The organism is Kushneria indalinina DSM 14324 (assembly GCF_003385845.1).
Lineage (GTDB): Bacteria > Pseudomonadota > Gammaproteobacteria > Pseudomonadales > Halomonadaceae > Kushneria > Kushneria indalinina.
In genome coordinates this window covers 213,732-239,437 of the sequence record NZ_QRDJ01000009.1, presented here as the reverse complement: position 1 = coordinate 239,437, position 25,706 = coordinate 213,732, and the positions used below count along the sequence as shown (strand labels likewise).

Genomic DNA, 25,706 nt, shown 5'->3' with positions numbered 1-25,706 from the left:
GCCTCTCTGGCTTGAAGCTTAAGAGGCGCAGTGTGGGCCGCTTTACGCCCGGGCGCAAAGCATCAGGACTGGCGCACGTGCTCGGGCAGCGGATAGCGACGGCTCGAGCGCCCGGCCTTGACCACCTGGCCCGGCACGTCATGGCCGACCAGCTCGGGCAGGGTGGCAGAGACGGCCAGCAGGGCATCAAGATCCACCCCGGTATCAACGCCCATCGCCTCGAACATGTGGACCATGTCCTCGGTGCAGACGTTGCCGCTGGCGCCGGGGGCGAACGGGCAGCCGCCCAGCCCGCCCAGGGCCGCGTCAAAGCGCGTCACCCCGGCCTGCCAGGCCGCCAGTACGTTGGCCAGCCCCATGCCGCGGGTGTTGTGCACGTGTAGCGTGATAGAGAGCTCGGGCCAGCGCGTGAGCACCTGCTCACAGAGTGATCCGACCTGCGCCGGGTTGGCCATGCCGGTGGTGTCGCAAAGCGAGACGCCGCGAATGCCCAGCGCCGTCAGCCGCTCGACGATGTCGATGACGCGCTCGGCAGACACCTCGCCATCAAATGGACAGCCAAAGGCGGTCGAGATCGAGGCGTTGATAAAGACCTCACGGCCACGCGCCTGCTCGATCATCGCGGGAAAGCGCGCCAGCGACTGCCAGGGCGTCATGCGCAGATTGGCCAGGCCGTGGCTGTCGCTTGCCGACATTACCAGATTGAGCTCATCGGCGCCGGCCGCCAGCGCCCGCTCGACGCCGCGCTCGTTGGGCACCAGCGCCACATAGTCCACGTTGTCATGGCGGGTAATGCCGGCCATCACCTCCCCGGCATCCGCCAGGTTGGGAATCGCTTTGGGGGAGGTGAACGAGGTGGCCTCGATTTTCGCCACGCCGGTCCCCGAGAGCGCATCAATCAGGGCGATCTTGTCGGCCGTGGGCACGAAGCGCTCTTCGATCTGCAGGCCGTCGCGCGGCGCAACCTCCTGAATGTAAACGCGCTGGTGCATGTTACTCGCCTCCTTCCCGGGGTGCCGGGGCCGGTCGGTCGATGTCATAGAGCACGCCACGCTCGAAAAGCGAGCGCTGGGTCTCGGCATCGATGCCCAGTTCGTCGAGCACGCCTTGCGTATGCTGGCCCAGTCGCGGCCCGCCGCCGTCGATGCGCCCCGGCGTGCGGCTGAGCTTGGGCATCACCCCCGGCACCTTCAGCTGTCGCCCTTCGGCGGTGATGATGGTCTGGATCATCTCGCGGGCCTGATAGTGCGGGTCACTGACGATATCGCGTGCGGTATAGGGATAGCCCGACGGCACGTGAGCCGCCTCCAGCACGTCGAGCACGTGTTCGCGGGCGTGTTCAGCGGTCCAGGCGCTGATGGCTTCATCAATGCGCTCGGCCTGACGAGCGCGGCCGTCGTTGTGGGCCAGCGCCGGGTCGTCCGCCAGATCGGGGCGGTCGATGGCCTGCATCAGGCGTCGATAAATGCTGTCGCCGTTGCCGGCAATCAGGACATGCTCCCCGTCCCGGCACGGGTAGGCATTGGATGGCGTGATGCCGGTCAGGGCGCTGCCGCTGGGTTCGCGGATCACATCGGCGCCGTCGTACTCGGGGATCAGGCTCTCCATCATGGCAAAGACCGATTCATAGAGGGCCACGTCGATGTACTGACCCTGGCCGCTTCGGTGGCGCTCCTGCAGCGCCAGCAGCGCGCCGATCACGCCATAGAGCGCCGAGAGCGAATCGCCCAGACTCACGCCGACCCGCACCGAGCGCTCGCCCGGGTGACCGGTCAGATAGCGCAGCCCGCCCATCGCTTCCCCGATCACGCCAAAGCCCGGACGGTCGCGATAGGGGCCGGTCTGGCCGTAGCCGGAGATGCGCACCATGATCAGGCCCGGGTTGGCCGCGCTCAGCGCCTCCCAGCCCAGCCCCCATTTCTCCAGCGTGCCGGGGCGAAAGTTCTCCACCACGATATCGGCTTCACCGGCCAGCCGGCGCACGATGGCCTGACCCTCCTCGCTTCTCAGATCCAGCGACAGCGAGCGCTTATTGCGGGTCTGGACGTGCCACCACAGCGAGGTGCCGTCCTCGACGATACGCCAGCGGCGCAGCGGGTCGCCGGTCTCGGGCGGCTCGATCTTGATGACATCGGCGCCGAACTCGCCGAGCAGCTTGGTGGCAAAGGGGCCGGCGATCAGCTGGCCCAGCTCCAGCACCTTCAGGCCGGCCAGGGCGGGCGTCGGTGCATCCGTGGCAGAGGGGGTGTCATGGGCTGTCATGGGGGATCCGCTTTCGGACATGGGTAGGAGCGTGAGCATGGCCGAGCCGCGGCCGGCGTCACAATTGGGGTTTGACCAAGGCAGCGTTCGCAGGCGACGAAGACAGTGTCAGACTGACGCCCTGTCTGATCGGAGTTTTCATGAAGCGTCTTGATTTTGTCACCCTGCGCCTGTTTGTGGCGATTGCCGACGAGCGAAGCCTGACGCGGGCCGCCGAACGCGAGCACCTGGCGCTGGCGGCGGTGAGCAAGCGCATCAGCGATCTGGAAGACCAGATCGGCATCTCGCTGCTCTATCGCCGCCCGCGGGGGATCGAGCTGACCCCGGCCGGGCACGCCTTTTTGCACCATGCCCGGCTGATGCTAGAGGGCCTGTCGCGTCTCGATGCTGACATGAGCGAATACAGCGTCGGCATCAAGGGCCATATTCGCCTGCACGCCAACACCTCGTCGGTGATCGAGTTTCTGCCGGACGATCTGGGCGATTTCATGGACCGTTTCCCGCAGATTCGCATCGACATGAAGGAGCGGCTGAGCCATGAAATCGTCACCGCCGTGCGTGACGGGCTGGCCGATATCGGCCTGTATGCCGGGCACGTGCCGGCCGAGGGGCTGGATGCGCGACTGTGGCGCCGCGACCGGCTGGTGCTGGTGGTGCCGCAGGGGCATCCGCTGGCCGGCGAGGCCGCGGTGGCACTCGAGCAGGCGCTCGACAACGACTTTATCGGCCTCGAGCAGGACGCCTCGCTGCAGGCGCTGTTGCAAAACGGCGCGCGGCGCTTTGACCGGCCGCTGCGCATGCGCATCCAGGTGCGCAGCTTTGAAGGCATCTGTCGCATGATCGATCGCGGCATGGGCATCGGCGTGCTGCCGTGTCGGGCGGTCAACGCCGAGCGCCATGGTCTGCGCCTGGTCGCGGTGCCGCTGACCGATGGCTGGGCACTGCGCGAGCTGCACCTGGTCATGCGTGACCACCACGCCCTGGCAGTGCCCGCCCGACAGCTGGTGGATCATCTGCTGCGCTGTGGCGCGCGCGACCGCGATGACGAGACGGCGGATCCGGCATAGACCGGGCCTGCGACCAAGGTCGTGGCGCTTCGCCACTGACGAAGTCGCGCTTGTCCAATGACCAATATCCAGTAGCTGGCGCGGCTCGCTAGAGTCCGTCATGGTCTTTGGTCCGTCGCGCTCGCGGCGGTATTTCTGCCCGGGAGAGCGTCTCATGAAACCCGCAATGTCCGAGCCCGTTCGCAAGCGCCGCGTCTGGATAGGCTTTATCGTGCTGTTTGTGCTCATCAACCCCTGGTACTTCGCCAGTGACGCCGGTTCGACCCTGGTGATGGGCATCCCGCTGTGGGCGCTGATTATCCTCGGGGCATCGCTGCTTCTGTCGATCTTCATCACCTGGACGATCAGAACCCAGTGGCAGACCGACAGCGACGAGCTCTATGGCTGTGGAAAAGAGAGCGGCGATGGCAGCAATGACCATCGCGACGCCACCCGCCGTGACGAGGAGGCGTAATCATGGAAGTGGAACTGGCGTTCAGCGGCTGGTCGGGCATCTTCGTACTCGCGCTTTACGGCGCGTTGATGCTGGGGGTGGGGGTCTTTGCCTTTCTGCGCAATCGCGGCATGCGCGAAAGCCTCGATGAGTACTATCTGGGCGGGCGCGGGCTTGGGGTCATGGTGCTGTTTTTCACCTTCTTTGCCACCCAGTACAGCGGCAACACCGTCATCGGCTACCCGCCCACCGCCTATCGCATGGGCTATCAGTATCTGGTGTCGGTGCCGTTTTTCATCATGATCATCATGGTGTATCTCTTCTTTGCCCCGCGTCTTTATGCGCTGGGGCGGCGCTTTTCGCTGTTGACGCCGGTGGACTGGATCGAGCTGCGCTTTCGCTCGAAAAGCGTCAGCATTCTGGCGGCCATTTTGATGCTCTACGGGCTTGCCAACTACCTGCTCGAGCAGTTCGTGGCGATCGGCCAGGGCGTGTCAGGGCTGACCGGCGGCACCATCCCCTACCAGGTGGGGGTGATCTTTTTCATCGTCATCATGGTGGCCTACAGCTGGCTGGGCGGCATGCGCTCGGTGGCCTATACCGACACCATCCAGGGGATCGCGCTGCTGTTCGGGGTGTTCACGCTGCTGATTGGCTCGCTGTACTACTTCGGTGGCCTGCCCTCGGCGGCGGCCAACATGCAGCTCAACGCGCCCGAGAAGCTCAATCCGCCTGACGGGGCGGGGCTGACCCGCTGGTTCAGTCTGCTGGTGCTGGTCGGCATCGGTGCGGCGATCTATCCGCATGCCGTGCAGCGCATCTTTTCGGCCAAAAGCGAGGCGACGCTCAAACGCTCGTTCATCCGCATGGCCTACATGCCGTTTCTGACCGCCGGCGTGGTGTTCATGGTCGGCATCATCGGCATCGCTGCCTTTCCGGGGCTGTCCACGGCCGAGTCCGAACAGCTGGTGGGCATGATGGCCAACGCGCTGGCCAACCAGAACGCGTTTTTCTACTGGGCGATGGTGCTGCTGTTTGGCGGGATAATCGCGGCGATCGTCTCGACCGCCGACTCGGTGCTTTTGACCTTTTCCTCGATCATCTCCAACGACCTGTACGGGCGCTATATCAAGCCTGACGCCAGCGAATACCAGAAGGTGCTGGCCGGCAAGCTGGTCGGGCTGGTGGCGGTCGCCATTTTGATCGTGATCGCCTGGTATCCGCCGGCCACGCTCTATCAGATCTTCGTGCTCAAGTTCGAGGTGCTCATCCAGGTCGGCCCGGCGCTGATTCTGGGGCTGTACTGGACGCGTCTGAACGCCCGCGCCGTCTTTGCCGGCATGCTGGCCGGTGCCGTCATGGCCGGTGTGTTCACGCTGATGGGCTATCGGCCGCTGGGCATCTACAGCGGGCTGTGGGGACTTTTGCTCAATACCACGATCTGCGTGGCCGGCACGCTGTTGACCGGGATCAACCGGGCCGACCGTGAGCACGCGCGCAAGGTAATCGGCTTCGAATACTGAGCAGCATCCAGACAGTCCATGGCGGCGTCAGCCGCATGATCGGGATGAGGAGAGGGCAATGGCACACACACTGACCCACAAGCTGATCGAGTCGCATCTGGTCTCGGGGCGCACGCAGCCGGGCGAGGAGATTGCCCTGCGCATCGACCAGGCACTGTTGCAGGATGTGCTGGGCAGCCTGGTCATGCTGGAGCTGGAGGCGATGGGCGTCGAGCGGGTGGTCACATCGCCCAGCGTGCAGTATGTCGACCACGCTCTGGTGCAGGCCGACGGGATCAACGCTGAGGCGCATCTGTTTCTGGAGCGTGCCTGTCAGCGCCTGGGCGTGATCTACAGCGGCCCCGGCAACGGCATCAGCCACCCGGTCCACATGGAGTATTTCGGCCGGCCGGGCGAGACCCTGGCCGGCTGCGACAGCCACACCACGGCGGCCGGTGCGCTGGGCATGCTGGCACTCGGCGCCGGCGGCATCGAGATCGCCCAGGCGATGGCCGGCGAGCCGCTCTATATCACCATGCCCGAAGTCATGGGCGTGTATCTGGAGGGCACGCTGCCTGACTGGGTCAGCGCCCGCGATGTGGTGCTCGAACTGCTGCGCCGCCACGGCGTGGCCGGGGCGAAAAACTGCATTCTCGAGTATTACGGCCCGGGGCTTGCCGGACTGTCGGCGATGGATCGTCACGTCATCGCCAACATGGGCACCGAGATGGGCGCCACCACGAGCGTCTTTCCCAGCGATGAGGCGGTGCGTACCTTTTTGACGGCGCGCGGGCGGCAGGCCGATTTCCGCGAGCTCAAGGCCGATGAAGGGTGCCAGTATGACCGTCATGAGCACATCGATCTGTCGAGTCTCGAGCCGCTGATCGCCCGACCCTCAAGCCCGGACAACGTGGTGCCGGTGTATGAAGCGGCTGGTGAGCCGCTCCATCAGGCCTACATCGGCTCCTCCGGTTGCCCGGGCTATCGCGACTTTGCCATTACCGCCGAGATCGTGCGCGGGCAGATGGTGGCCCCGGGCGTCTCGCTGGACATCAACCCGTCAAGTCGCCAGGTGCTGGCAACGTTGACCCGTGACGGCTATCTGGGCGATCTGATCCAGGCCGGCGCCCGGTTGCATCAGGCCGGCTGCAACGGCTGCATCGGCATGGGGCAGGCCCCGGCGGCCGGGCGCAACAGCCTGCGCACCGTGCCGCGCAACTTTCCCGGACGCTCCGGCACCCGGGAGGACAGCGTTTTCCTGTGCAGCGCCGAAACCGCCGCAGCCTCGGCGCTGGCCGGTGTCATCACCGACCCGCGCACGCTGGGGCGCCCCGCGCCGCGCATCGACGAGCCCGACGCAATGGTGGTCGACCCTCGCATGTTCGTCACGCCGCCCGACGCCAGTGGCTCACGCCCGGCCATGCTGGCCACCACCCACACCCCGGCACTGCCCGAGCTTGCGCCGCTGTCCGACCGGATCGAAGCGCCGGTGGCGCTGGTGGTAGGGGACAACATTTCCACCGACGACATCATGCCGGCCGGCAGCCGCGTGCTGCCGCTGTGGAGTGATGTGCCGGCCTCTGCCGCCTTTACCTTTGAAGCCATCGACAGCGGCTATGTCGAGCGGGCGAAGGCGAGCCCATCGGGGCACATCATTGTGGCCGGCCACAACTACGGCCAGGGGTCGAGCCGTGAAAACGCCGCGCTGGTGCCGCGCTATCTGGGCCTTGAGGCGGTGATCGCCAAAAGCTTTGCGCGCCTTCACTGGCAGAATCTGGTCAGCTTTGGCGTACTGCCGCTCACGTTGTGCGATGACAGTGATTACCCGCGGCTGGTCGACAGTGACAGTGTGATCATCGACGCCCCCGGCGAGCAGGTCGAGCGTGGGGCGGTTGTTGAGGCGCGGTTGCGCGATGGCACCACCGTTCGGCTTGCGCATCAGCTGAGTGCCCGTCAGTGCGATATTTTAAGGGCGGGCGGTGTGATCAACCATTTGAAAGCAAAGCGCTCGGAGGCGCAGGGCTGACTCCGGGAAGGGTTCAAAAGGAAAGAGACGCGGGTGTTTCACGTGAAACACCCGCGCCGGTCAGACGATATTAACCCAGGGACTTTTCCAGCACGGCAAAGCGCAGATCATCGCGTTTGGGAACGCCAAAACGCTCGTCGCCGTAGGGGAAGGGCTGGTACTCGCCGGTGCGGCGATAGCCGCGACGTTCATACCAGTCGATCAGCTCCAGACGCACGTCGATGACCGTCATGCGCAGCCGGTCAAGGCCCAGATCCTCGCGCACCACACGCTCGGCCTCGGCCAGCACCGCCTGGCCGATGCCGTGGCCCTGCAGCCAGGGCCGCACGGCAAACATGCCGAAATAGCCGGCGCCGTCCTGCTCGGCCACGTGGGCACAGGCCACCAGCTCATGGGTGCTATCCCCGGGGCGTTCAGCCACGATGACGTAACTTTTGGGGCGCTCAATATCGGTGCGCAGCACGTCGGGGGCGATGCGCTCGCCTTCGAGCAGGTCGGCCTCCGTGGTCCAGCCGCTGCGGCTGGCCTCGCCCCGGTAAGCCGAGGTCACCAGGCCCACCAGCGCCGCCACATCCGTGGATGTGGCGAGGCGAAAGCGGATGGTGCGGCTCATGACTGCCCCAGCAGGGCAATGTCGGCCACCGCCAGAAAGAGCCCCTGAAGGCCGGCCAGCAGGGCCAGACGGTTACGCCTGAGGGCCTCGTCGTCGCTCATGACCATGACCTGATCGAAAAAGGCATCGACCGGTGCCCTGAGCTCGGCCAGCGCGTCCAGGGTGCTGGCGTAGTCGCGCGCTTTGATCAGCGGGGCAGTCGCCTCGCGTTTGGCCCTGATGGCCTCATGAAGTGCCTTCTCGGCCGGCTCGGCAAGATGGGCGGGGTCGACGTCGGCCGGGATCTCACCGGACTGTTTGGCCAGAATATTGGCCACGCGCTTGTTGGCCGCCGCCAGTGCCTGGGCTTCCTCGCGATGGGTGAAGGCGTGCACCGCGCGCAGACGCCGCTCGAAATCGAACGGGTGCGTAACGGGGCGGGCGCGCACGGCCAGATAGGTCTCGGCACTCATGCCGGCTTCCAGCGCCCAGGCGCGGAAGCGATCCAGCATGTAGTCCTGAACCTCATCGACCAGCGCCGGCACCTCATCGACGCTGCCATGCTGGCCGGCAGCGATGGTCAACAGCTCGCGCAGATCGAGATCCAGCTCGGCGCCCACCATGATGCTGAGCACGCCGATCGCGGCGCGACGCAGGGCAAACGGATCCCGGGTGCCGGTGGGGCGCTGGCCGATGCCAAAGATCCCGGTCAGGGTGTCGAGGCGATCGGCAATGGCCAGTGCCTGCCCGGTCGGTGCCGAGGGAATCTCGTCACCGGCAAAGCGGGGCAGATACTGCTGATAGACGGCGCTGGCCACGGCCTCGTCTTCACCATCAAAGCGCGCATAGTAGGCGCCCATGATGCCCTGAAGTTCAGGGAACTCGAGCACCATCTCGGTGACCAGATCGCACTTGGCCAGCGCGGCAGCCCGCCCGGCCTGCTCGCTGCTGCCGCCGAGTCTGTCGGCGATGGCACGGGCGAGAACTTCCACCCGGCCACTCTTGTCGGCCAGCGTGCCCAGCTGCTGCTGAAACACCACGCTTTCAAGCGATTTGATGCGCGCGGCCAGCGGCTGTTTGCGATCGGTTTCAAAGAAAAACGCCGCATCGGCCAGGCGCGGGCGGATGACGCGCTCGTTGCCCTCGATCACCTGACGCGGGTCGCGGCTTTCGATATTGCTGACGGTGATAAAGGCCGGGATCAGGTTGTCCTGCTCGTCGAGCAGGTGGAAGTACTTTTGATTGGCCTTCATCGACGAGATCAGACACTCTGCCGGCACTTCCAGAAAGCGCTCGTCAAAGCGACCGGTCAGGGCCACCGGCCATTCCACCAGCCCGGTGACCTCGTCGAGCAGGGTGTCCTCGATCACGGCCCTGGCGCCCAGCGTGCGCGCCTGTTCGCGGACCTGCTCAACGATCAGGCTGCGCCGTTTGACCATGTCGACGATGACGTACCCCGGGTTTTCAAGCCTTTCCACATACTCATCGGCATGGGAGAGCTCGATGGGCTGGTTATAGTGAAAGCGGTGGCCGCGGGTGGTGCGACCGGACTCGAGCCCCAGCAGCTCACAGGGCACCACCTCGTCACCAAAGAGCATCACCAGCCAGTGCACCGGACGCGAGAATTCCACCCGCGAAGCGCCCCAGCGCATGCGCTTGGGGACCGGCAGGGCATCGACGGCGCGACGCACGATCTCGGGCAACAGCGCCGTGGTGGCTTCACCCGGCTGGGTATAGCGATGGCCCAGGCGCTCGCCCTTGTCGGTTTCAAGGCGCGAGAGCTCGCTCACTTCAAGGCCGAGCGAGCCGGCAAAGCCCTTCGCAGCCTTTGTCGGGTTGCCTTCCTTGTCGAAGGCGGCGGCCACGGCAGGTCCAAGGCGCTCGATCTGCTGGTCGGGCTGATATTCGGCCAGACGGGTGATGCTGACCGCCAGGCGACGCGGCGTGGCCAGCGGCAGCACTTCGCCGTACTGAACACCGGCCTCGGTCAGGCCGTTCTTGACGCCGAGGGCGAGGGCGTCGACCAGCTCGGCCAGCGCACCGGGCGGCAGCTCTTCACAACCCAGTTCGATCAGAAGTGTGCGGGTGGAAGCCATGTTGTTGGCGGCCGATGTGTTGTCAAAAGCCATCAAATCGCTTCCTTCTGACCGAGAATTTCAGCACGCACTTCAACTGATGCCAGCGGGAAGCCGGCTGCCTCGCGCGAGGCGTAATAGGCGTGGGCCACGTCGCGGGCCAGGGTGCGCACGCGCAGAATATAGCGCTGACGCTCGGTCACCGAGATGGCGTGGCGGGCATCGAGCAGGTTGAAGGTGTGCGAGGCCTTGAGCGTTTTTTCATACGCCGGCAGCGGCAGGTTGGCCTCCAGCAGCGCCTTGCAGTCGCGCTCATGGTGATCGAAGTCGGCAAACAGCGTCGCCACGTCGGCATGCTCGAAGTTATAGGTCGACTGCTCGCGCTCGTTTTGCAGATAGACGTCGCCGTAGGTGACCGTCGAGCCGTCGGGGGCGCGGGTCCAGATCAGGTCATAGACGCTGTCGACGTCCTGCAGATACATGGCGATGCGCTCAAGGCCGTAGGTCAGCTCGCCCATGACCGGGTAGCACTCGATGCCGCCGGCCTGCTGGAAGTAGGTGAACTGCGTCACTTCCATGCCGTTGAGCCAGATCTCCCAGCCCAGTCCCCAGGCGCCCAGCGTCGGCGATTCCCAGTTGTCCTCGACAAAGCGGATGTCATGGACCAGCGGATCAAGACCGAGATGCTCGAGCGAGCCCAGATAAAGGTCCTGGAAGTTCTCCGGCGACGGCTTCATCACGACCTGGAACTGGTAGTAATGCTGCAGACGGTTGGGGTTTTCCCCGTAGCGGCCGTCGGTCGGACGGCGCGAGGGCTGAACGTAGGCCGAATTCCAAGACTCCGGGCCGATGGCACGCAGGAAAGTGGCCGGGTGAAAGGTGCCGGCACCGACCTCCATGTCCAGCGGCTGCATGATCACGCAGCCCTGCTGCGCCCAGTACTGCTGCAGGGCCAGAATCAGGCCCTGAAAGGTTTTCACGTCTGGCGTTGACGCGCTCGTGGATGAAACCGTCATCGGGGAACCACCGTTGGCCCATGAATTCAATAGCCCACAAGTATACAATCAGCGCCATGCGGGTTATAGGGCTGTCTGCCCTGTGACGCCAGCGGCCTTCGGGACAGCGCTCCGAAGTCGTCGCCTCACGAACTCATTGCAGGAGTATGCTTCATGATCGTCGTTACCGGCGGCGCTGGCTTTATTGGCGCCAATCTGGTCAAGGCCCTCAATGCACGCGGCCGCGAGGATATTGTTGTCGTTGATGACATGACCGACGGCACGAAGTTTCGCAACCTGGCCGACTGCCAGATTCAGGACTATCTCGACAAGGATGACTTCCTCGAGCGGATCAAGCGCGATGCCCGGCTGCCGCGCATCGAGGCGATCTTTCATGAGGGGGCCTGCTCGGCGACCACCGAGTGGGACGGCAAGTACATGCTGGAGAACAACTTCGAGTACTCGAAGGTGCTGCTGGAGTACTGCCAGACCCATCAGATTCCGTTTCTCTACGCCTCGTCCGCGGCCACCTACGGCGGCAGCGAGGTGTTTGTCGAGGCGCGCGAGCACGAAAAGCCGCTCAACGTCTACGGCTACTCCAAGCTGCTCTTTGATCAGTACGTGCGCGCCCGCTGGGACCAGCTGACCACCCAGGTGGTGGGCTTTCGCTACTTCAACGTCTACGGCCCGCGCGAGCAGCACAAGGGCTCGATGGCAAGCGTGGCGTATCATCACTACACCCAGGTGCTGAACGGCGAGGACCCGAAGCTTTTTGGCGCTTACGATGGCTACGAGGCCGGCATGCAGAGTCGGGACTTTATCCATGTCGATGACGTGGTGGACGTGAACCTGTGGTTTCTCGACAACCCGGATAAATCCGGCATCTTCAATCTGGGCACCGGGCGCGCCGAGCCCTTCAAGACCATTGCCGAGACCGTGATCGAGATGACCGGGCAGGGCGGGATCGAGTTCATCGACTTCCCCGAGCACCTCAAGGGTCGCTATCAGAGCTATACCTGCGCCGATATCTCGCGGCTGCGCGAGGCCGGCTATGACCGCGAGTTCCGCGGTCTGGCCCAGGGCGTTCGTGACTACATGCACGCGCTGGGCGTTACCGGGAACCGCGATTCGTGAGTGATCTGTCACAACGCAGTACCCGGGGCGAGCGCATTCTGGTCGTCGGCCCGTCCTGGGTCGGCGACATGGTCATGGCGCAGAGCCTTTTCATCACGCTCAAGGCGCATGATCCGGACTGCGTGATCGACGTCATGGGGCCGAAGTGGTCGGCACCGATGCTGGAGCGCATGCCGCAGGTGCGCCGCGCCATCGTGCTGGAAACCGGCCACGGCGAGACCGGCCTGCGCACGCGCTGGCGTCTCGGGCGCTCGCTGAAGGGGGAATACGATCGCTCGATCGTACTGCCGCGCTCGCTCAAGTCCGCGCTGGCGCCGTTTTTTGCCGGCATCCCCCGGCGGATCGGGTTTACCGGTGAGCAGCGCTACGTGGTGCTCACCGAGCGTCGACGGCTCGACAAGGTGGTGCTGGATCAGACGGTCAAGCGCTTCGTGTCGCTGGGGCTGCCGGTTGAGGGCACCTCGGACGCCATCCCCGAGCCGCACCTGCAGGTGGATCGCGTACGACAGGAGGCGCTCAGGCAGGCACACGGCCTGGGGCAGCGGCTGATCGCGATGATGCCCGGCGCCGAATACGGCCCGGCCAAGCAGTGGCCGCTGGCCTATTTCCGCCAGGTGGCCGAGGCGATGATCGCGCGCGGCTATCAGGTGATCGTACTGGGCGGGCCGAAGGACCGGAACGCCGGAGAGGAGATCCGCCAGGGGCTTGAAGGGGCGATCAACCTGTGCGGTGACACCACGCTGACCGACGCCGTGGATCTGCTGGGCGCCTGTGAACAGGCGGTGAGCAACGATTCCGGGCTGATGCACGTGGCCGCCGCCGTCGGTACCCATGTGCAGGCGATCTATGGCTCCTCCACGCCCAACTACACCCCGCCCCTGACGCAGTCGCGGGATATCCACTGGCTCAATCTGTCCTGCTCGCCGTGTTTTGAGCGCACCTGCCCGCTGGGCCATACGCGCTGTCTCAACGATCTCGAGGCGTCGCAGGTGATCGCGACGATGGCCGTCGACTGACCGGCCGGCCTGCCACCAGGGCATAAAACCAGCAGGGCGTGACGGTCATCAGCGCGTGACAGCCAGCAGCCGGGCGCCCAGAGCGATAAAGACGGTGCCCATGAGGCGATCCATCCACTGCGCCAGGCGCTGACGCCGGCGCAGCCAGTCGGTCAGGCGGGAGGCGCCCAGCACGACGGCCAGCTCAATGGGAATGGCCACGGCGATGGTCAAAAGGCCCAGCAACAGCAGCTGGGCCGGTACCGGGCCGGCCTCGGGGCGCACGAACTGGGGCAGAAAGGCCATGAAGAACAGCGCCGTCTTGGGGTTGAGCAGGTCCACCAGCACGCCCTGACGAAAGGCGCGCCACGCCCCGGCAGGGCGTGCACCGGTCTCCGGCGGGCGAAACTGTTCGCCGGCGTGGCGCAGCGCCTGCACGCCGAGATAGAACAGATACAGCGTGCCCACCAGCTTGATCGCGGTAAACGCCGTGGCGGACGCCATGACGATGGCCGACAGCCCCAGCGCGGCCGCCAGCACGTGCCCCATGGCGCCGCACCAAAGTCCGGCACCGGCCGCCAGACCTTCACGCCGGCCGCCGCTGACGCTTTTGGCCATGAGATAGAGCATGTCCGGCCCCGGCGTCAGATTGATCATCAGCGCCGCGCCCAGAAAGAGCCCCCAGTAGGTAATATCCACGCCCGTCTCCCCATGATGGCCCCTGCCCGGGGCCGCACTGCGTTGGTTCGCGCCCTAGTCGTGCCGGTCGCTGTCCAGCGCCCGATCCTGCTCATGGCGATCAAGGGCCAGCTCGATCAGGCGTGTGACCAGTGCCGGATAGCTCAGCCCGCTGGCCTGCCAGAGCTTGGGGTACATGCTGATGCGGGTAAAACCGGGCAGCGTATTGACCTCGTTGATGATCACCCGGTTGTCGGGCGTTAAAAACACATCCACCCGCGCAAGGCCCGCACACTCCAGCGTTTTGAAGGCGGCCCGGGCAATACGGCGAATCTCGTCGCTGGCGGCATCACTGATCTCGGCCGGCACGGCCACGGCGGCACCGGCGTCACTGATGTACTTGGTGTCGTAGGAGTAGAAGCCGTCATCATTGATGATGATTTCGCCGCACAGGCTCGCCTCGATCTCGTCATTGCCGAGAATCGCACACTCGATCTCGCGCCCCTGGATGGCCGATTCCACCAGCACCTTGTGATCAAACGCGAGCGCCAGCGCCAGTGCCTTTCGCAGTGTCTCGGCGCTGTCCACGCGGCTGACGCCCACGGAAGAACCCTGGTTGGCCGGTTTGACGAACATTGGCGTGCCCAGCTGCTCGCGCAGGGCGTCAAAGTCGGCCTCGGCGGCGCTTTTGCGGGTGACAGTGACAAAGGGCGCCACGGCAAGGCCGGCATCACGCAGCAATCGTTTGGTGACGTCCTTGTCCATGCTCACCGCCGAGCCCAGCACGCTGCTGCCGACAAAGGGCAGATTGGCCATGCGCAAAAGGCCCTGCAGCGAGCCGTCTTCGCCGAGCGTGCCGTGCACGATGGGAAAGACCACGTCGAGCTGTTCCAGCGCCTGTTGCTGCTCGGGTTCGATCAGCTGCGCCTGGTCGCGACCGGGCATGACGGCCAGATCCCGCTTTGAATGGTGCAGCGCGATGCGGGCCGGGTCATCGGCATGGTCCAGGTAGTGATCGGCGTCATTGACGTGCCACTGGCCCTGTTTGTCGATGCCGATCAGCGTGACGTCAAAACGCTGGCGATCCAGAGCGTCGACAATATTGCGGGCGGACTGCAGCGACACTTCATGCTCGGCCGATTTGCCGCCAAAGATGACCCCAACCCTGATTTTTTCCATGACCACTCCCGATGTGCCGTCGTCTTCAATGCGCGCATGATGCCATGTTCAGGCGCCGCTGTGCGTGTTCCGCGCGTGCGAAGCACTCAGGCGGTGTCGGCCTCAAGCAGCTGCGCATAGAGGGTGCGGTAGCGACTCGCCATGGCTTCGGGGGTAAAGGCTTCAAGGCGCTGACACGCTCCGCGGGCCAGGCGCGCGCCGCGGTCGGGGTCTTCCCTGAGTGCCAGTATCGAATCGTGCAGGGCATTGGCATCGTTGGGCGGAATCAACACGCCGCTTTCCTCATCGACGACGATATCGGGAATGCCGTCCACGTTACTGGCAATGATCGGCACTTCGGCGTCCATGGCGTCCAGCAGCGTCGAGCCCAGACCCTCGTTGCGCGAGGGAAAGACAAACAGATCCATGGCGGCCAGATAATCCCCCACGTTGGACTGAAAGCCCTCCCAGATCACGTTGTCGAGGCCGTCACTTTCCTGCTTGAAGCGCTCTTCATCCTCACCGCTGCCCAGCATCAGAAACACGATGTCGGGATGCGTGTCGGCCAGCCGGCGTGCGGCCTCGATGATCAGGCTCTGTCCCTTGTGGCGATCCACCAGCGCGCCCACATGGCCGATGACATAACGCCCTTCAAAGCGATGGCGCAGCGTCTCGACCACGGTCGTATTGCGGGTGAAGTGCGACAGGGCGCTGGGAATGCGCGTGACCGGACACCAGTGACGTGCCTCGAGATGCGCCTCGATGGGCGAGGAGATCGCCACCGCAGTGGCCGCGCCGCCATAGGTCCGGCGATTGAACCACTTGTCCTTGACCGGCTGCGGTACGCGGCGGGTCAGGAGATAGGGCGTGCGCCGCAGCTTCGAATGCCACCAGGCCCAGTGAACGGCGCGGGCTTCGTGCGCGTGGACCAGATCCACCGCCGGCGTGAGCTTGTGACCGGCCCACATCTGATGGGCGCTCACAAGCTCGAGTCCTTCGATGTCGGACAGGGCGTGGCGCAGCGGGGAGTCCCGGCGACATACCAGCGTCTGGTTAATGTCGTGGGCGGCCAGCTGCTCGATGAGCAGCTGGGTCTGGCGCTCGCCGCCGCGAAAGTTGCGCGCCAGATTGACGTGACAGATATGCAAGGAATCACCCACCTGTAAGGGAATCGATGCACCAAGGGTGGCGCATGAAGGGGCCAACGGGCCAGTGATGATGCAAAAGCGGCGTCGAGGGCAGGGCTGGAGGGTCGACGCCGCACACCCGGGCTACCAGACCCGATTGAAATCCTCGCGCTCGCGCACCTGCGGGTCGCGCTGAAATTCCAGCAGCTTGGCGTACTTCAGATAGGCGTTGACGCCGGCCGACAGCGATACCGACAGCCCGTCCAGCCCCGCCATGAAGCCGCGCTGAAACAGATACTTGCGCATGAAGGCGTTGGCACCGTGAATCAACGGTGAGCAGGCGTTCACTTTCTTGCCCTTCAAATACATGATCTTGGCGGCGCGGGTGGAAAAGCGCCCGCCGGCCTTGGTGAACAGCTCGGCCAGATTGGCAAACGAGTAGTGCTCGATGTCGGCATCCAGCTCGCAAGGGGAGACGGCCTGAACGCTGGCGTGCTGACGTGTTTCCGAAAAGGCCTTGCGCTCACGGTCAAAGAGCCTGAGGCAGTAGTCGGGATACCAGCCGCAGCGCTTCACCCAGCGCGAGCCGATGAAATTGCGCCGACGCAGGGCGAAGCCGTCATGAGGGGTATCGGCAAGCGACAGGGCGTCAATAGCGGCAACGGCCTCGTCGGTGAGGCGCTCATCGGCGTCCAGCGACAGTACCCAGCGGTGCGTGGCCGCCTTCGGCCCCACGTTTTTCTGCGGGCCGTCGCCCAGATAGGGCTGCTCGATCACCCGGGCGCCAAAGGCCCGGGCCCGTTCGCAGGTATCGTCCGCCGAGCCCGAGTCCACCACGATCAGCTCATCGCACACGCGTGCCATCGAGACCAGGCAGGCCTCGATGTTCGCCGCTTCGTTAAGCGTGATCACCACACCGGTGATCGGCGCTCGTGCAGCGCTTGTGCTCATGGGCGCGCCTCGGTGTCATCGTCGGGGAGGGCGGTGGTATCACGCTCGGTCGGGTCAACGCTGTCATCAATGGCCGGGCCGCCATTCTGGTCGCGCTGGGTGGCCGCCTCGCGGGCCTCGGGCACCGGGGTGGCCGGCTCGCCCATCAGCGCCTGACGGTCAGCGTCCTGCGAGTGAAGCGCGGCGGTTTGATCGGTATCGGTGGCGATATCGATGCCCACGCTTGCCATCAACAGCACCGGCATCAAAAGGACCAGACTCCAGACCGGGAAGGGGATGCGCCGGGCGCGTGCCATGATGCGCCAGGAGAGCCACAGCTCGACCAGCGCGATCAGTACCATTCCACCGCCGGTGATGGCCCACTGAATGGTAGACAGCGTCGGTTTGTCGTCGCCTGACAGGTCCACCAGGTGGTCGCCGGTTGAGGCAAACAGCTGGGTGTCCATCCACAGCGCCCCCAGCCCCAGCGTGCCGAGCACGGCGCACGGCCAGATCAGCAGTCGGCGTTTTAAAAACAGCGACAGCAGCGCCGGCAGCAGCCAGATCGCCACGGCCAGCGTGCCAAACGCCCCCAGCCAGGCGCAGACCAGCCAGACGATGCCGAGCGCCTCCGGCGGCATGTCGATCATCGGCAGATAGCGCAGCGACAAAAGCCAGGCAAGTATCAGATTGAACAGGGCAAAAAAGGCAGTGGCGCGCAGTCGAAACCGCAGGGAATCTTCACTTGAACGAGGCATGATCTAACTCGATTGATATCCGTGGTTGATGGAGGCCATAAGCGTTGCGGCCTGACCGGGGGCGAACTTTTCCAGAGAACGTTCAAGACGTGCAAGATTGTCGGCCTGCCAACGCCCTGTGGCACACAGCCGGCAGCGATCCAGATCGATCAGCCAGGGCGTGTCCCGGTCATCGATCAGGAGGTTGCGGGCATTGAGATCGACGTGGTCAAGACCTTCGTCATGAAAGCGGCGGATCATGCGGCCACACGCGTTCAGCAGGGCCTCATGCCGGGTGGCGGCGTCGGTATCCTGAACCAGCGAGGCCAGCGGCCGTGCCCCGTCGATGCGTCGGGTAATGAGCGCGGCCTGATAGACCATGCCGGCCCGCCAGACGCAGGCGCCGATCGGTTCCGGCACCGGTAGCCCGCGCTCATGAAGGGTGGCCAGCAGGCGGCATTCGCGAAAGGCGCGGTTGCGCTCCACGCCTGTCCAGACATAATGCTCGGCGCTCAGGCGCGCAACAAGACCGCCGCGGCGATAGTGACGCAGCACCCACGTCTGATCACCGGCGTGTACGAACAGGCTTTCACCGCGCCCGGCGGCCTGACCGACGATGGCCTCGCGCGAGCGCCACCACTCGGCGGTGAAGTGTTCGGGCGCAAGCGTTGGCTGGCCGGTTTGTGGGGCCGTTTGAGCATCATATAGAATGTGCGCATTCGCTTTTCGGGACGTAATCATCCGCATGAAGCATCCTTTGCCCGCGCAACCCGCGCATATCTGTGTATTGCGGTTATCCGCACTCGGCGATGTCTGCAATCTCGTACCGACCGTTCGGGCGTTGCAGCGCCAGTGGCCCGAGGCCCGGATCACCTGGATCATCGGCCGGGCGGAGCACAGTTTACTGGCCGGCCTCTCCGGGGTCGAGTTCATGGTCTATGACAAGGCCACCGGGCTTGCCGGCATGCGCAGACTCTGGCGCGAGCTGCGCGATACCCGCTTTGACGTGCTGCTGCACATGCAGCAATCCATTCGCGCCAGCCTTCTCTCGCTGGGTTTGAAGGCCGGCGTGCGCATGGGCTATGACCGCGCCCGCGCCAAGGACTGGCAGACCTGGTTTACCAACCGCCAGCTTACGCCCCATTCGAAGGCGCACGTGCTCGAGTCGTTCATGGACTTTGCCCGTGAGCTGAACGTGAGCGATGATCGCCTCGAGTGGGATATCCCGCTGTCTGAGGCGGCCCATGAGGAGGCCCGAGGGTTTCTTGACGGCCGGCCGGCGCTGGTGATCAGCCCGTGCGCCAGCCCCAGGCTGCGCAACTTTCGCAACTGGTCGGCCGAAGGCTACGCCGCCGTGATCGATCACGCCTGGCGCCGACATGGCTTGACCACCTTTTTGACCGGTGGCACCAGCGCGCAGGAGCTCGAAATGTGCGAGCGCATCGCCGCCGGCGTCAGTGAGGCCGAGCCGGTCAATCTGCTGGGACGCACCTCGCTCAAGGGGCTTTTGGCCGTGATCGATCAGGCGCGCATGGTGATCGCGCCCGATTCCGGGCCGGTGCACATGGCCAATGCCATGAACACGCCGGTGCTGGGGCTTTTTGCTACCACCAATCCCGAGCGCGCCGCCCCCTGGTGCTGGCGCGAACACGTCGTCAACCGCTATCCCGATGCCGTGGCCACCTATCTGCACAAGTCACCGGACGAGATCGTCTGGGGCACCCGCGTACGCCATGAGGATGCGATGTCACTGATTACCTTTGATGATGTCATCAATCGGCTCGACGCTTTGCTGGCGCTGACCGCCGGTCATGACAAGGCCGCCGGGAGTGAGTCCCATGATGTTTGATCCCGCAATGCTCGGCCATGCCCGGGTCATGGTGGTCGGTGATGTGATGCTGGATCGCTACTGGCACGGGCCCACCTCGCGCATCTCGCCCGAGGCGCCGGTGCCGGTGGTACGCGTCGATGACAGCGAGGACCGCCCGGGCGGGGCGGCCAACGTGGCGCTCAACATTGCTGCGCTGGACGCGCAGGTGACGCTCTCCGGGCTGATCGGCTGCGATGGCAATGCCGCCATTCTGGACGATCTGCTGGCCCGGGCCGGGATCGCCTCGCGCTTTCAGCGCAGCGCCGAGATTCCCACCATCACCAAGCTGCGCGTAATGAGCCGCAATCAGCAGCTGATCCGACTGGATTTCGAGTCGTCGCTGGAGGGCGTCGAAACCGATGAGTTGATGAAGCAGGTCGAGACGGCGCTGAATGATACTGACCTGATGATCCTGTCGGACTACGGTAAGGGGACGCTGGCCCGGGTGCAGGCGCTGATCGAGGCCGGTCGGCAGGCCGGCAAGCGGGTCTTGATCGATCCCAAGGGCAGCGATTTTCACCGCTACCGGGGGGCGAGCATCATCACCCCCAACCTCAGCGAGTTCGAGACCGTGGTGGGGCGCTGCCACAGTGAGGAGGAGCTGACCTCGCGCGGGGAGGCGCTGCGCGCCGAACTCGACCTTGAGGCGCTGTTGATCACCCGCAGCGAGCGCGGCATGACACTGATACGTGAACACCAGCCGCCGCTGCATCTGCCGACCCGGGCCCAGGAGGTCTTCGACGTGACCGGCGCTGGGGACACGGTGATCGGCGTGCTTGGCCTGGCGCTGGCGGCCGGGCAGAGTCTGCCGGATGCCATGGCGCTGGCCAATCTGGCGGCCGGACTGGTGGTGGCCAAGCCCGGCACCGCCACGGTGTCGGTGGCAGAGATCGAGGCGGCGCTGAGCGCCGATCACGGCGTGGCGGTCGGGCACGGCGTGATCGATGCCGACACGCTGACGGCGGCTGTACGTGGCGCCCAGGTGCGCGGTGAGCGCGTGGTCATGACCAACGGCTGCTTCGATCTGCTCCATGCCGGACACGTCAGCTATCTCGAGCAGGCCCGCGCCCAGGGCGATCGGCTGATCGTGGCGGTCAATGACGATGCCTCGGTTACCCGGCTCAAGGGCGAGGGGCGCCCGGTCACGCCGCTTGAGCATCGCATGGCGGTGCTGGCCGGACTGCGCGCCGTGGACTGGGTGGTGGCCTTTGGCGAGGACACGCCGGCCGAGCTGATCGAACGCGTGCTGCCGGATGTGCTGGTCAAGGGCGGTGACTATCGCATCGAGGAGATTGCCGGTGGTGAGGCCGTCATGGCCAACGGCGGCGAGGTGCGGGTGCTGGGCTTTGAGGAAGGCCTGTCCACCACCGGCACCATCCGCGCGATCGTCTCGCGCACCAGTCGCCACAGCGAACAGGAGTAGATCGCCCCGTGGGACGACGTCTCTATTCTGCGCTTTTGTATGCGCTGTCGCCGCTGATCTGGCGTCGTCTGCGCCGCGAGCGCCTTGACGACCATCCCCGCGGGGAGCGTCTGGGGCGCATTCCGGCCTATCACGACGAGCGCGTGCTGTGGGTGCATGCGGCTTCCGTGGGCGAGGTGATCACCGCCCGGCCGCTGATCCGCTCGCTGATCGATGACTATCCCGACCACCGGGTGATCGTGACCACCATGACCGCCACCGGCGCGCGCCAGGTGCAGACGCTGTTTGGGGATCTGGTCACCCACCATTTTGTGGCGCTGGATTTTCCCGGCGCTACCCGACGCTTCGTGGCCCGTCTCGACCCTGAAATTGCCATCATCGTCGAAACCGAGATCTGGCCCAACCTGATCCACGCCTGCGCGATGGCCGGTGTGCCGGTCACCATCGTCAACGCCCGCATTACCGAACGCGGCTTTGCCCGCTATCAGCGGTTTCCGAAGCTGATGGGCGAGGCGATTCGCCGGCTGGCCTGGGTGGGTGCCAAATCCGCCGAGGATGCCAAGCGCTTTCGAACGCTTGGCGTATCGGCCCGGCGTCTCAACGTGACGGGCGCGCTCAAGTATGACCAGCACATCGATGAGGCCGTCTTCGATGCCGCCGATGCGCTGCGCGAGGTGATCGGCGATCGTCCGGTGTGGGTGGCAGGGTCGACCCACGAAGGCGAGGAGACGCAGCTTCTCCAGGCGCATGTGCGGCTGCTGGCCCGTTTCCCCGATGCCCTGCTGATGATGGTGCCGCGCCACCCCCAGCGCTTTGGCGAGGTCGCCGAGCTCTGTCTCGAGCGGGGCATGTCGGTCGTGCGGCGCAGCGAGGAGGCCAGCATCGCGCCGGGGACGCAGGTGTATCTGGGCGACACCATGGGCGAGCTGATGATGCTGTACGCCACCGGCGATGTTGCCTTTGTGGGCGGTTCGCTGGTGGATATCGGCGGGCACAATCTGCTGGAGCCGGCGGCCCTGGGTCTGCCGGTGGTCAGCGGTCCTTCGCTGTCGAGTCTGGGCGATGTGGTCACGACCCTGGATGAGGCCCATGCCCGGGTCGAGGTGGAAAGCGCCGCGATGCTGGGCGAAACGCTGGTGTCACTGATGCTTGATGAGACGCGACGGGAGACGCTGGGGCGCAATGCCCGGGCAGTGGTGGACGCCAACCGCGGCGCGCTGGGGCATACCCGGGACTATCTGGGACGTCTGATTCGAGCCCGTGAGCTGCACGAACCCTGGCCGCTGGCAGACGACCGGCAGCCGGGCAGCGGGCGCTAGTGCTGTTGTCATGAGGCCTGGCGCCAGCCGTGCTGGTACGCATGGTGATTGAGATATTCGGCCAGGCGGGCACGGATGTCGCTCATGGGGCGGCGGGGATCAATAATGGTGGTGCGACACATCAGGGTGTACTGATGGCGCTCCACGTTGAACCAGACGCTCATCAACGGCCTGACCGTTTCGCTGTGGGCCAGCTCGAAATACAGGGAGTGGTCCGCCCCCCGGACACGTACCCCTTCGATGCCCAAGGCGTCATGGGCATTCAGCAGCGCGCTGCGCAGCTGATGCAGAGAGGCCGGCGCGTGCGATCGCGCTGAAAGACCACTGCCGTGTTGCATGCTGATCCCTCCTTTTATCCTTACAAGTGCAAGATGAGACACCCGATGGGCCCAGATGGTCAGTACGGTCATGGCACGTCAATGAAGGTTCGATCAGTCGGGAACACAGGCAGCCCTGACAGCCCTTTATTGATGCAGAGTAGCCGTGGCGCGCAGATAATAGTGAGAAAGGAGGGTAATGTTCTGCAGCTAAAATGTGACCAAATATTGCTCGATGGCAATAAACCGTGAGCTACCGGTAACTCACGGCGGGCCAGAGGATCAGCGCGAAAGCGTCAGGCGTTGAACGCCATCACTGGTGCCCAGCAGCAAAAGGTCAGCACCGCGATGGGCGAACAGGCCGTTGGTGACAACACCTGCGATCTGATTGATACGCGTTTCCAGATCCCCGGCGTTATCGATGAGCTGGTCATAGAGATCGATGATCTGGTTGCCGTTGTCGGTCACCACTCCCTGGCGATAGACGGGACTGAAGCCCAGCGCGACCATCTGACGGGCGACGTAGGAGCGCGCCATGGGGATCACCTCGATGGGCAGCGGAAAGCCGCCCAGCTGGCGGACGTACTTGGAGCCGTCGGCAATGCAGATAAACTGCGAGGCACAGGCCGCCACGATCTTTTCCCGTGTCAGCGCCGCACCACCGCCCTTGATCATGGCAAAATCGCCATCAATTTCGTCGGCCCCATCGACATAAACGCTCAGCGTGCCGGTCTGATTGAGATCGAGCACCTCGATGCCAATTGCCTTCAGCCGGCGCTCGGTCTCGGTCGAGCTTGCCACGGCGCCGGCGAACTCGTCACGCAGCGGTGCCAGGGCCTCGATGAATAGGTTGACGGTCGAGCCCGACCCCACCCCCAGCACGGTATCACGGGCCAGCTTCGGCCGTATTTCCCTGACGGCTGCCTGTGCCACTGCCTTCTTGAGCTCTGACTGGTCCTGGGATGTCATGGTGTCTCCGAATCTGATGATGTTCTACAGCGGCCCATCAAGCGTATCATGGCCATTACAGTGGGCACTGTCGATCGTTGCATGTGCTGTTCCCGCCTCGCAGCCGGCATGTTTCACGTGAAACATCAGGCGCGCGTGTCATGTAACCCAGTGTCCTGCAGCGCCGCCTTCAAGTCACTGCCCAGGATATGAGAATGCTGGAAGCCTACGCCAAAAGAATCCTTCAGGCCCGCGTGTATGAAGCGGCTGTTGAAACGCCCCTTTCCGACATGCCGCAGTTGTCCCGGCGCTTTGACAATCACATTCTCCTCAAGCGCGAGGATCTGCAGCCGGTCTACTCCTTCAAGATTCGCGGCGCCTATAACTGCATGGCGCAGCTGAATGCAGAACAGCGCGCCAAGGGCGTGATTACCGCCTCGGCGGGCAACCATGCCCAGGGCGTGTCGCTGGCTGCCAAACGCATGGGCATTCACGCCACCATCGTCATGCCGCGCATTACGCCCGAGATCAAGGTGGCCGCCGTACGTGCCCGGGGCGCGAAGGTGGTGCTCAAGGGCGATGCCTTCAATGATGCGCTGACCCATGCCAAAACCCTGATGGAGGAGCACGGCTACGCCTGGATTCCGCCCTTTGATCATCCGGACGTGATTGCCGGTCAGGGCACGGTGGCCATGGAGATCCTGCGACAGCACCAGGGGCCGATCGATGCCGTTTTCGTGCCGGTCGGCGGCGGCGGTCTGCTGGCGGGCATGGCGGCCTACATCAAGTATCTGCGCCCGGACATTCGGGTGATCGGGGTCGAGCCCGAGGATGCGGCCTGTCTCAAGGCGGCCCTTGAGGCCGGCGAGCGGGTGACGCTGGATCAGGTCGGGCTGTTCGCCGAGGGCGTGGCCGTGTCCCAGATCGGCGAGGCGCCGTTCGAGATCCTGCGTCATCACGTCGATGAAGTGATCACCGTCAATACCGATGAGATGTGCGCGGCGGTCAAGGACATCTTCGAGGATACCCGCGCGGTGTCGGAGACCTCCGGGGCGCTGTCGCTGGCCGGGCTCAAGAAATATGCCCAGCGGGACGGGGTGCGCGACAAGACGCTGATCGCCATCAACTCGGGCGCCAATCTCAACTTTGATCGGCTGCAGCACATTGCCGAGCGTACCGAGCTGGGCGAGCAGCGCGAGGCGATTTTCGCCGTCACCATCCCCGAGCGTCCCGGCAGCTTCAAGGCGTTCTGCAAGGCCCTGGGCCGGCGCATGGTGACCGAGTTCAACTATCGCTACGCCGATGCCCGGCAGGCGCATATCTTCGTGGGCGTGCAGGTGCAGCCCGGCGGTGAGGATCGTCTGGACGTGGCCCGAAAGCTCGAATCGGCCGGCTACAGCGTCGAGGATCTGACCGATAACGAGCTGGCCAAGCTGCACATTCGTCATCTCGGCGGCGGTCGACCGCAGGAGCCCTTCAGCGAGCGGCTCTATCGTTTCGAGTTTCCGGAACGCCCGGGGGCGCTGATGAATTTCCTCAACCATCTGCCCGAAGGCTGGAACATCTCCCTGTTTCACTATCGCAATCACGGCGCCGCCTACGGTCGGGTACTGATCGGCATGCAGGTGCCGGAGGCCGACTGCGCCACCCTCGAGCAGCGTCTCGATGAGATCGGCTATCGCTACTGGCATGAAACCGATAACCCGGCCTATCGGCTGTTTGTGTCCTGAAACGCAACGTCCCCGGAAACGTGATGTCACACGCGACAGTGGGCGGGAATGCAACGGTATGTAATGTTGCCCCACGCAATATTGTGCTGATCCGGCGGTGCCACTATGATGGCGCCGCTGCGACCTTCCCGTGTCGTTCCCTCGTGCGTTCTTCTGTTGTGACGGAGCAGTAATGAGACGTAAACCCGATCTGGTCTTTACCCTGGTAGTCATTCTCGGTTTTGGTGTTGTCGCCACGGGCTACGCCCAGAGCGTCATGGGGTATTAGCCGTGCAGTGATCGGAGTCAGACCCACGGTTCACGCAATAAAGGCGTCGGGCGCGAGGCCGGGGCCACAGGAAGGTATAAAAAACGCATCCCGAGGGATGCGTTTTTTTATGGCCATTTT

Annotated in this window: 23 protein-coding genes; 10 read left to right on the top strand and 13 right to left on the bottom strand. The window is 64.6% G+C overall.

Going from position 1 to position 25,706, the window contains the following annotated elements; translation table 11 throughout:
• Nucleotides 1-62: 62 nt before the first annotated feature.
• Complete coding sequence (locus tag C8D72_RS15445) at nt 63-992, bottom strand: hydroxymethylglutaryl-CoA lyase (RefSeq protein ID WP_115855339.1); 930 nt, start codon at nt 990-992, stop codon at nt 63-65.
• Nucleotide 993: 1 nt separating this feature from the next.
• Nucleotides 994-2,262, bottom strand: a complete 1,269-nt coding sequence (locus C8D72_RS15440; RefSeq protein WP_115855338.1) for a CaiB/BaiF CoA transferase family protein — start codon at nt 2,260-2,262, stop codon at nt 994-996.
• A gap of 140 nt (nt 2,263-2,402) precedes the next feature.
• On the opposite strand from C8D72_RS15440, the gene C8D72_RS15435 reads away from it, so the two are divergent.
• The 4 genes from C8D72_RS15435 to C8D72_RS15420 all read left to right on the top strand — a co-directional run bounded on the left by C8D72_RS15435 (nt 2,403) and on the right by C8D72_RS15420 (nt 7,290).
• Nucleotides 2,403-3,329: a LysR family transcriptional regulator gene (locus C8D72_RS15435; protein ID WP_115855434.1), complete on the top strand. Its 927-nt coding sequence runs from the start codon at nt 2,403-2,405 to the stop codon at nt 3,327-3,329.
• 154 nt (nt 3,330-3,483) lie between these two features.
• The gene (locus C8D72_RS15430) at nt 3,484-3,783 is read left to right on the top strand and encodes a hypothetical protein (RefSeq protein WP_211308863.1); all 300 of its coding nucleotides are present in this window, start codon (nt 3,484-3,486) and stop codon (nt 3,781-3,783) included.
• Between the two features lie 2 nt (nt 3,784-3,785).
• Nucleotides 3,786-5,285, top strand: a complete 1,500-nt coding sequence (locus tag C8D72_RS15425; protein ID WP_115855337.1) for a sodium:solute symporter family protein — start codon at nt 3,786-3,788, stop codon at nt 5,283-5,285.
• A gap of 58 nt (nt 5,286-5,343) precedes the next feature.
• The gene (locus tag C8D72_RS15420) at nt 5,344-7,290 is read left to right on the top strand and encodes an aconitate hydratase (RefSeq protein WP_115855336.1); all 1,947 of its coding nucleotides are present in this window, start codon (nt 5,344-5,346) and stop codon (nt 7,288-7,290) included.
• 70 nt (nt 7,291-7,360) lie between these two features.
• On the opposite strand, the gene C8D72_RS15415 is transcribed toward C8D72_RS15420, so the two are convergent.
• The 3 genes from C8D72_RS15415 to glyQ are packed head-to-tail and all read right to left on the bottom strand — an operon-like array spanning nt 7,361 to nt 10,973.
• The gene (locus tag C8D72_RS15415) at nt 7,361-7,903 is read right to left on the bottom strand and encodes a GNAT family N-acetyltransferase (RefSeq protein WP_115855335.1); all 543 of its coding nucleotides are present in this window, start codon (nt 7,901-7,903) and stop codon (nt 7,361-7,363) included.
• A complete protein-coding gene (gene glyS / locus C8D72_RS15410) occupies nt 7,900-10,011 on the bottom strand; it encodes a glycine--tRNA ligase subunit beta (RefSeq protein WP_115855334.1) in 2,112 nt (703 codons plus the stop codon). Before glyS ends, C8D72_RS15415 begins: the two co-directional genes overlap by 4 nt.
• Entirely contained in the window at nt 10,011-10,973 is a 963-nt protein-coding gene (glyQ, locus tag C8D72_RS15405) for a glycine--tRNA ligase subunit alpha (protein ID WP_115855333.1), read from the bottom strand. Before glyQ ends, glyS begins: the two co-directional genes overlap by 1 nt.
• 153 nt (nt 10,974-11,126) lie before the next feature.
• Between glyQ and rfaD the strand changes: the two genes are divergently transcribed.
• Together rfaD and waaF are read left to right on the top strand one after the other, a co-directional pair.
• On the top strand, nt 11,127-12,086 hold the full coding sequence (gene rfaD / locus C8D72_RS15400) for an ADP-glyceromanno-heptose 6-epimerase (RefSeq protein WP_115855332.1): 960 nt from the start codon (nt 11,127-11,129) through the stop codon (nt 12,084-12,086).
• Between the two features lie 5 nt (nt 12,087-12,091).
• Nucleotides 12,092-13,102, top strand: coding sequence for a lipopolysaccharide heptosyltransferase II (gene waaF, locus C8D72_RS15395; protein ID WP_115855433.1), 1,011 nt, complete (start codon nt 12,092-12,094; stop codon nt 13,100-13,102).
• Between the two features lie 48 nt (nt 13,103-13,150).
• On the opposite strand, the gene C8D72_RS15390 is transcribed toward waaF, so the two are convergent.
• The 6 genes from C8D72_RS15390 to C8D72_RS15365 form a co-directional block, all read right to left on the bottom strand.
• The gene (locus tag C8D72_RS15390; protein ID WP_170140623.1) at nt 13,151-13,780 is read right to left on the bottom strand and encodes a LysE family translocator; all 630 of its coding nucleotides are present in this window, start codon (nt 13,778-13,780) and stop codon (nt 13,151-13,153) included.
• 54 nt (nt 13,781-13,834) lie between these two features.
• Nucleotides 13,835-14,938 carry a D-alanine--D-alanine ligase gene (gene ddlA, locus C8D72_RS15385; protein ID WP_115855331.1) on the bottom strand — a complete coding sequence of 368 codons (1,104 nt, stop codon included), beginning with the start codon at nt 14,936-14,938 and terminating at the stop codon, nt 13,835-13,837.
• Nucleotides 14,939-15,024: 86 nt separating this feature from the next.
• The gene (locus C8D72_RS15380; RefSeq protein WP_115855330.1) at nt 15,025-16,065 is read right to left on the bottom strand and encodes a glycosyltransferase family 4 protein; all 1,041 of its coding nucleotides are present in this window, start codon (nt 16,063-16,065) and stop codon (nt 15,025-15,027) included.
• A 123-nt stretch (nt 16,066-16,188) separates the two neighbouring features.
• Nucleotides 16,189-16,995: a glycosyltransferase family 2 protein gene (locus C8D72_RS15375; RefSeq protein WP_115855329.1), complete on the bottom strand. Its 807-nt coding sequence runs from the start codon at nt 16,993-16,995 to the stop codon at nt 16,189-16,191.
• Complete coding sequence (locus tag C8D72_RS15370) at nt 16,992-17,732, bottom strand: DUF3413 domain-containing protein (RefSeq protein WP_115855328.1); 741 nt, start codon at nt 17,730-17,732, stop codon at nt 16,992-16,994. The genes C8D72_RS15375 and C8D72_RS15370 overlap by 4 nt, the downstream gene beginning before the upstream one ends.
• Before the next feature lie 3 nt (nt 17,733-17,735).
• A complete protein-coding gene (locus tag C8D72_RS15365; RefSeq protein ID WP_115855327.1) occupies nt 17,736-18,458 on the bottom strand; it encodes a 3-deoxy-D-manno-octulosonic acid kinase in 723 nt (240 codons plus the stop codon).
• On the opposite strand from C8D72_RS15365, the gene C8D72_RS15360 reads away from it, so the two are divergent.
• The 3 genes from C8D72_RS15360 to waaA are packed head-to-tail and all read left to right on the top strand — an operon-like array spanning nt 18,457 to nt 22,323.
• A complete protein-coding gene (locus C8D72_RS15360; RefSeq protein WP_115855326.1) occupies nt 18,457-19,560 on the top strand; it encodes a glycosyltransferase family 9 protein in 1,104 nt (367 codons plus the stop codon). The two genes, C8D72_RS15365 and C8D72_RS15360, sit on opposite strands and share 2 nt — an antisense overlap.
• Complete coding sequence (gene hldE / locus C8D72_RS15355) at nt 19,550-21,004, top strand: bifunctional D-glycero-beta-D-manno-heptose-7-phosphate kinase/D-glycero-beta-D-manno-heptose 1-phosphate adenylyltransferase HldE (protein ID WP_115855325.1); 1,455 nt, start codon at nt 19,550-19,552, stop codon at nt 21,002-21,004. Before C8D72_RS15360 ends, hldE begins: the two co-directional genes overlap by 11 nt.
• Nucleotides 21,005-21,012: 8 nt before the next feature.
• A complete protein-coding gene (gene waaA, locus C8D72_RS15350; RefSeq protein WP_115855324.1) occupies nt 21,013-22,323 on the top strand; it encodes a lipid IV(A) 3-deoxy-D-manno-octulosonic acid transferase in 1,311 nt (436 codons plus the stop codon).
• 8 nt (nt 22,324-22,331) lie between these two features.
• On the opposite strand, the gene C8D72_RS15345 is transcribed toward waaA, so the two are convergent.
• Entirely contained in the window at nt 22,332-22,661 is a 330-nt protein-coding gene (locus C8D72_RS15345; RefSeq protein ID WP_115855323.1) for a hypothetical protein, read from the bottom strand.
• A gap of 261 nt (nt 22,662-22,922) precedes the next feature.
• The gene (gene rpiA / locus C8D72_RS15340) at nt 22,923-23,609 is read right to left on the bottom strand and encodes a ribose-5-phosphate isomerase RpiA (protein WP_115855322.1); all 687 of its coding nucleotides are present in this window, start codon (nt 23,607-23,609) and stop codon (nt 22,923-22,925) included.
• A 155-nt stretch (nt 23,610-23,764) separates the two neighbouring features.
• Here rpiA and ilvA point away from each other — a divergent pair, with 155 nt between their 5' ends.
• A complete protein-coding gene (gene ilvA, locus C8D72_RS15335) occupies nt 23,765-25,318 on the top strand; it encodes a threonine ammonia-lyase, biosynthetic (RefSeq protein ID WP_281271631.1) in 1,554 nt (517 codons plus the stop codon).
• Nucleotides 25,319-25,706 lie beyond the last annotated feature (388 nt).

Excerpts from the sequence above, each read along its gene's own strand:
- rfaD (WP_115855332.1), top strand. The coding sequence starts at position 11,127 with ATGATCGTCGTTACCGGCGGCGCTGGCTTTATTGGCGCCAATCTGGTC.
- C8D72_RS15365 (WP_115855327.1), bottom strand. The coding sequence starts at position 18,458 with ATGCGGATGATTACGTCCCGAAAAGCGAATGCGCACATTCTATATGAT.
- C8D72_RS15370 (WP_115855328.1), bottom strand. The coding sequence starts at position 17,732 with ATGCCTCGTTCAAGTGAAGATTCCCTGCGGTTTCGACTGCGCGCCACT.
- C8D72_RS15375 (WP_115855329.1), bottom strand. The coding sequence starts at position 16,995 with ATGAGCACAAGCGCTGCACGAGCGCCGATCACCGGTGTGGTGATCACG.
- C8D72_RS15435 (WP_115855434.1), top strand. The coding sequence starts at position 2,403 with ATGAAGCGTCTTGATTTTGTCACCCTGCGCCTGTTTGTGGCGATTGCC.
- C8D72_RS15425 (WP_115855337.1), top strand. The coding sequence starts at position 3,786 with ATGGAAGTGGAACTGGCGTTCAGCGGCTGGTCGGGCATCTTCGTACTC.
- C8D72_RS15360 (WP_115855326.1), top strand. The coding sequence starts at position 18,457 with ATGAAGCATCCTTTGCCCGCGCAACCCGCGCATATCTGTGTATTGCGG.
- C8D72_RS15440 (WP_115855338.1), bottom strand. The coding sequence starts at position 2,262 with ATGACAGCCCATGACACCCCCTCTGCCACGGATGCACCGACGCCCGCC.
- C8D72_RS15420 (WP_115855336.1), top strand. The coding sequence starts at position 5,344 with ATGGCACACACACTGACCCACAAGCTGATCGAGTCGCATCTGGTCTCG.
- C8D72_RS15345 (WP_115855323.1), bottom strand. The coding sequence starts at position 22,661 with ATGCAACACGGCAGTGGTCTTTCAGCGCGATCGCACGCGCCGGCCTCT.
- C8D72_RS15445 (WP_115855339.1), bottom strand. The coding sequence starts at position 992 with ATGCACCAGCGCGTTTACATTCAGGAGGTTGCGCCGCGCGACGGCCTG.
- rpiA (WP_115855322.1), bottom strand. The coding sequence starts at position 23,609 with ATGACATCCCAGGACCAGTCAGAGCTCAAGAAGGCAGTGGCACAGGCA.
- glyS (WP_115855334.1), bottom strand. The coding sequence starts at position 10,011 with ATGGCTTTTGACAACACATCGGCCGCCAACAACATGGCTTCCACCCGC.
- C8D72_RS15415 (WP_115855335.1), bottom strand. The coding sequence starts at position 7,903 with ATGAGCCGCACCATCCGCTTTCGCCTCGCCACATCCACGGATGTGGCG.
- C8D72_RS15430 (WP_211308863.1), top strand. The coding sequence starts at position 3,484 with ATGAAACCCGCAATGTCCGAGCCCGTTCGCAAGCGCCGCGTCTGGATA.
- ddlA (WP_115855331.1), bottom strand. The coding sequence starts at position 14,938 with ATGGAAAAAATCAGGGTTGGGGTCATCTTTGGCGGCAAATCGGCCGAG.
- glyQ (WP_115855333.1), bottom strand. The coding sequence starts at position 10,973 with ATGACGGTTTCATCCACGAGCGCGTCAACGCCAGACGTGAAAACCTTT.
- hldE (WP_115855325.1), top strand. The coding sequence starts at position 19,550 with ATGATGTTTGATCCCGCAATGCTCGGCCATGCCCGGGTCATGGTGGTC.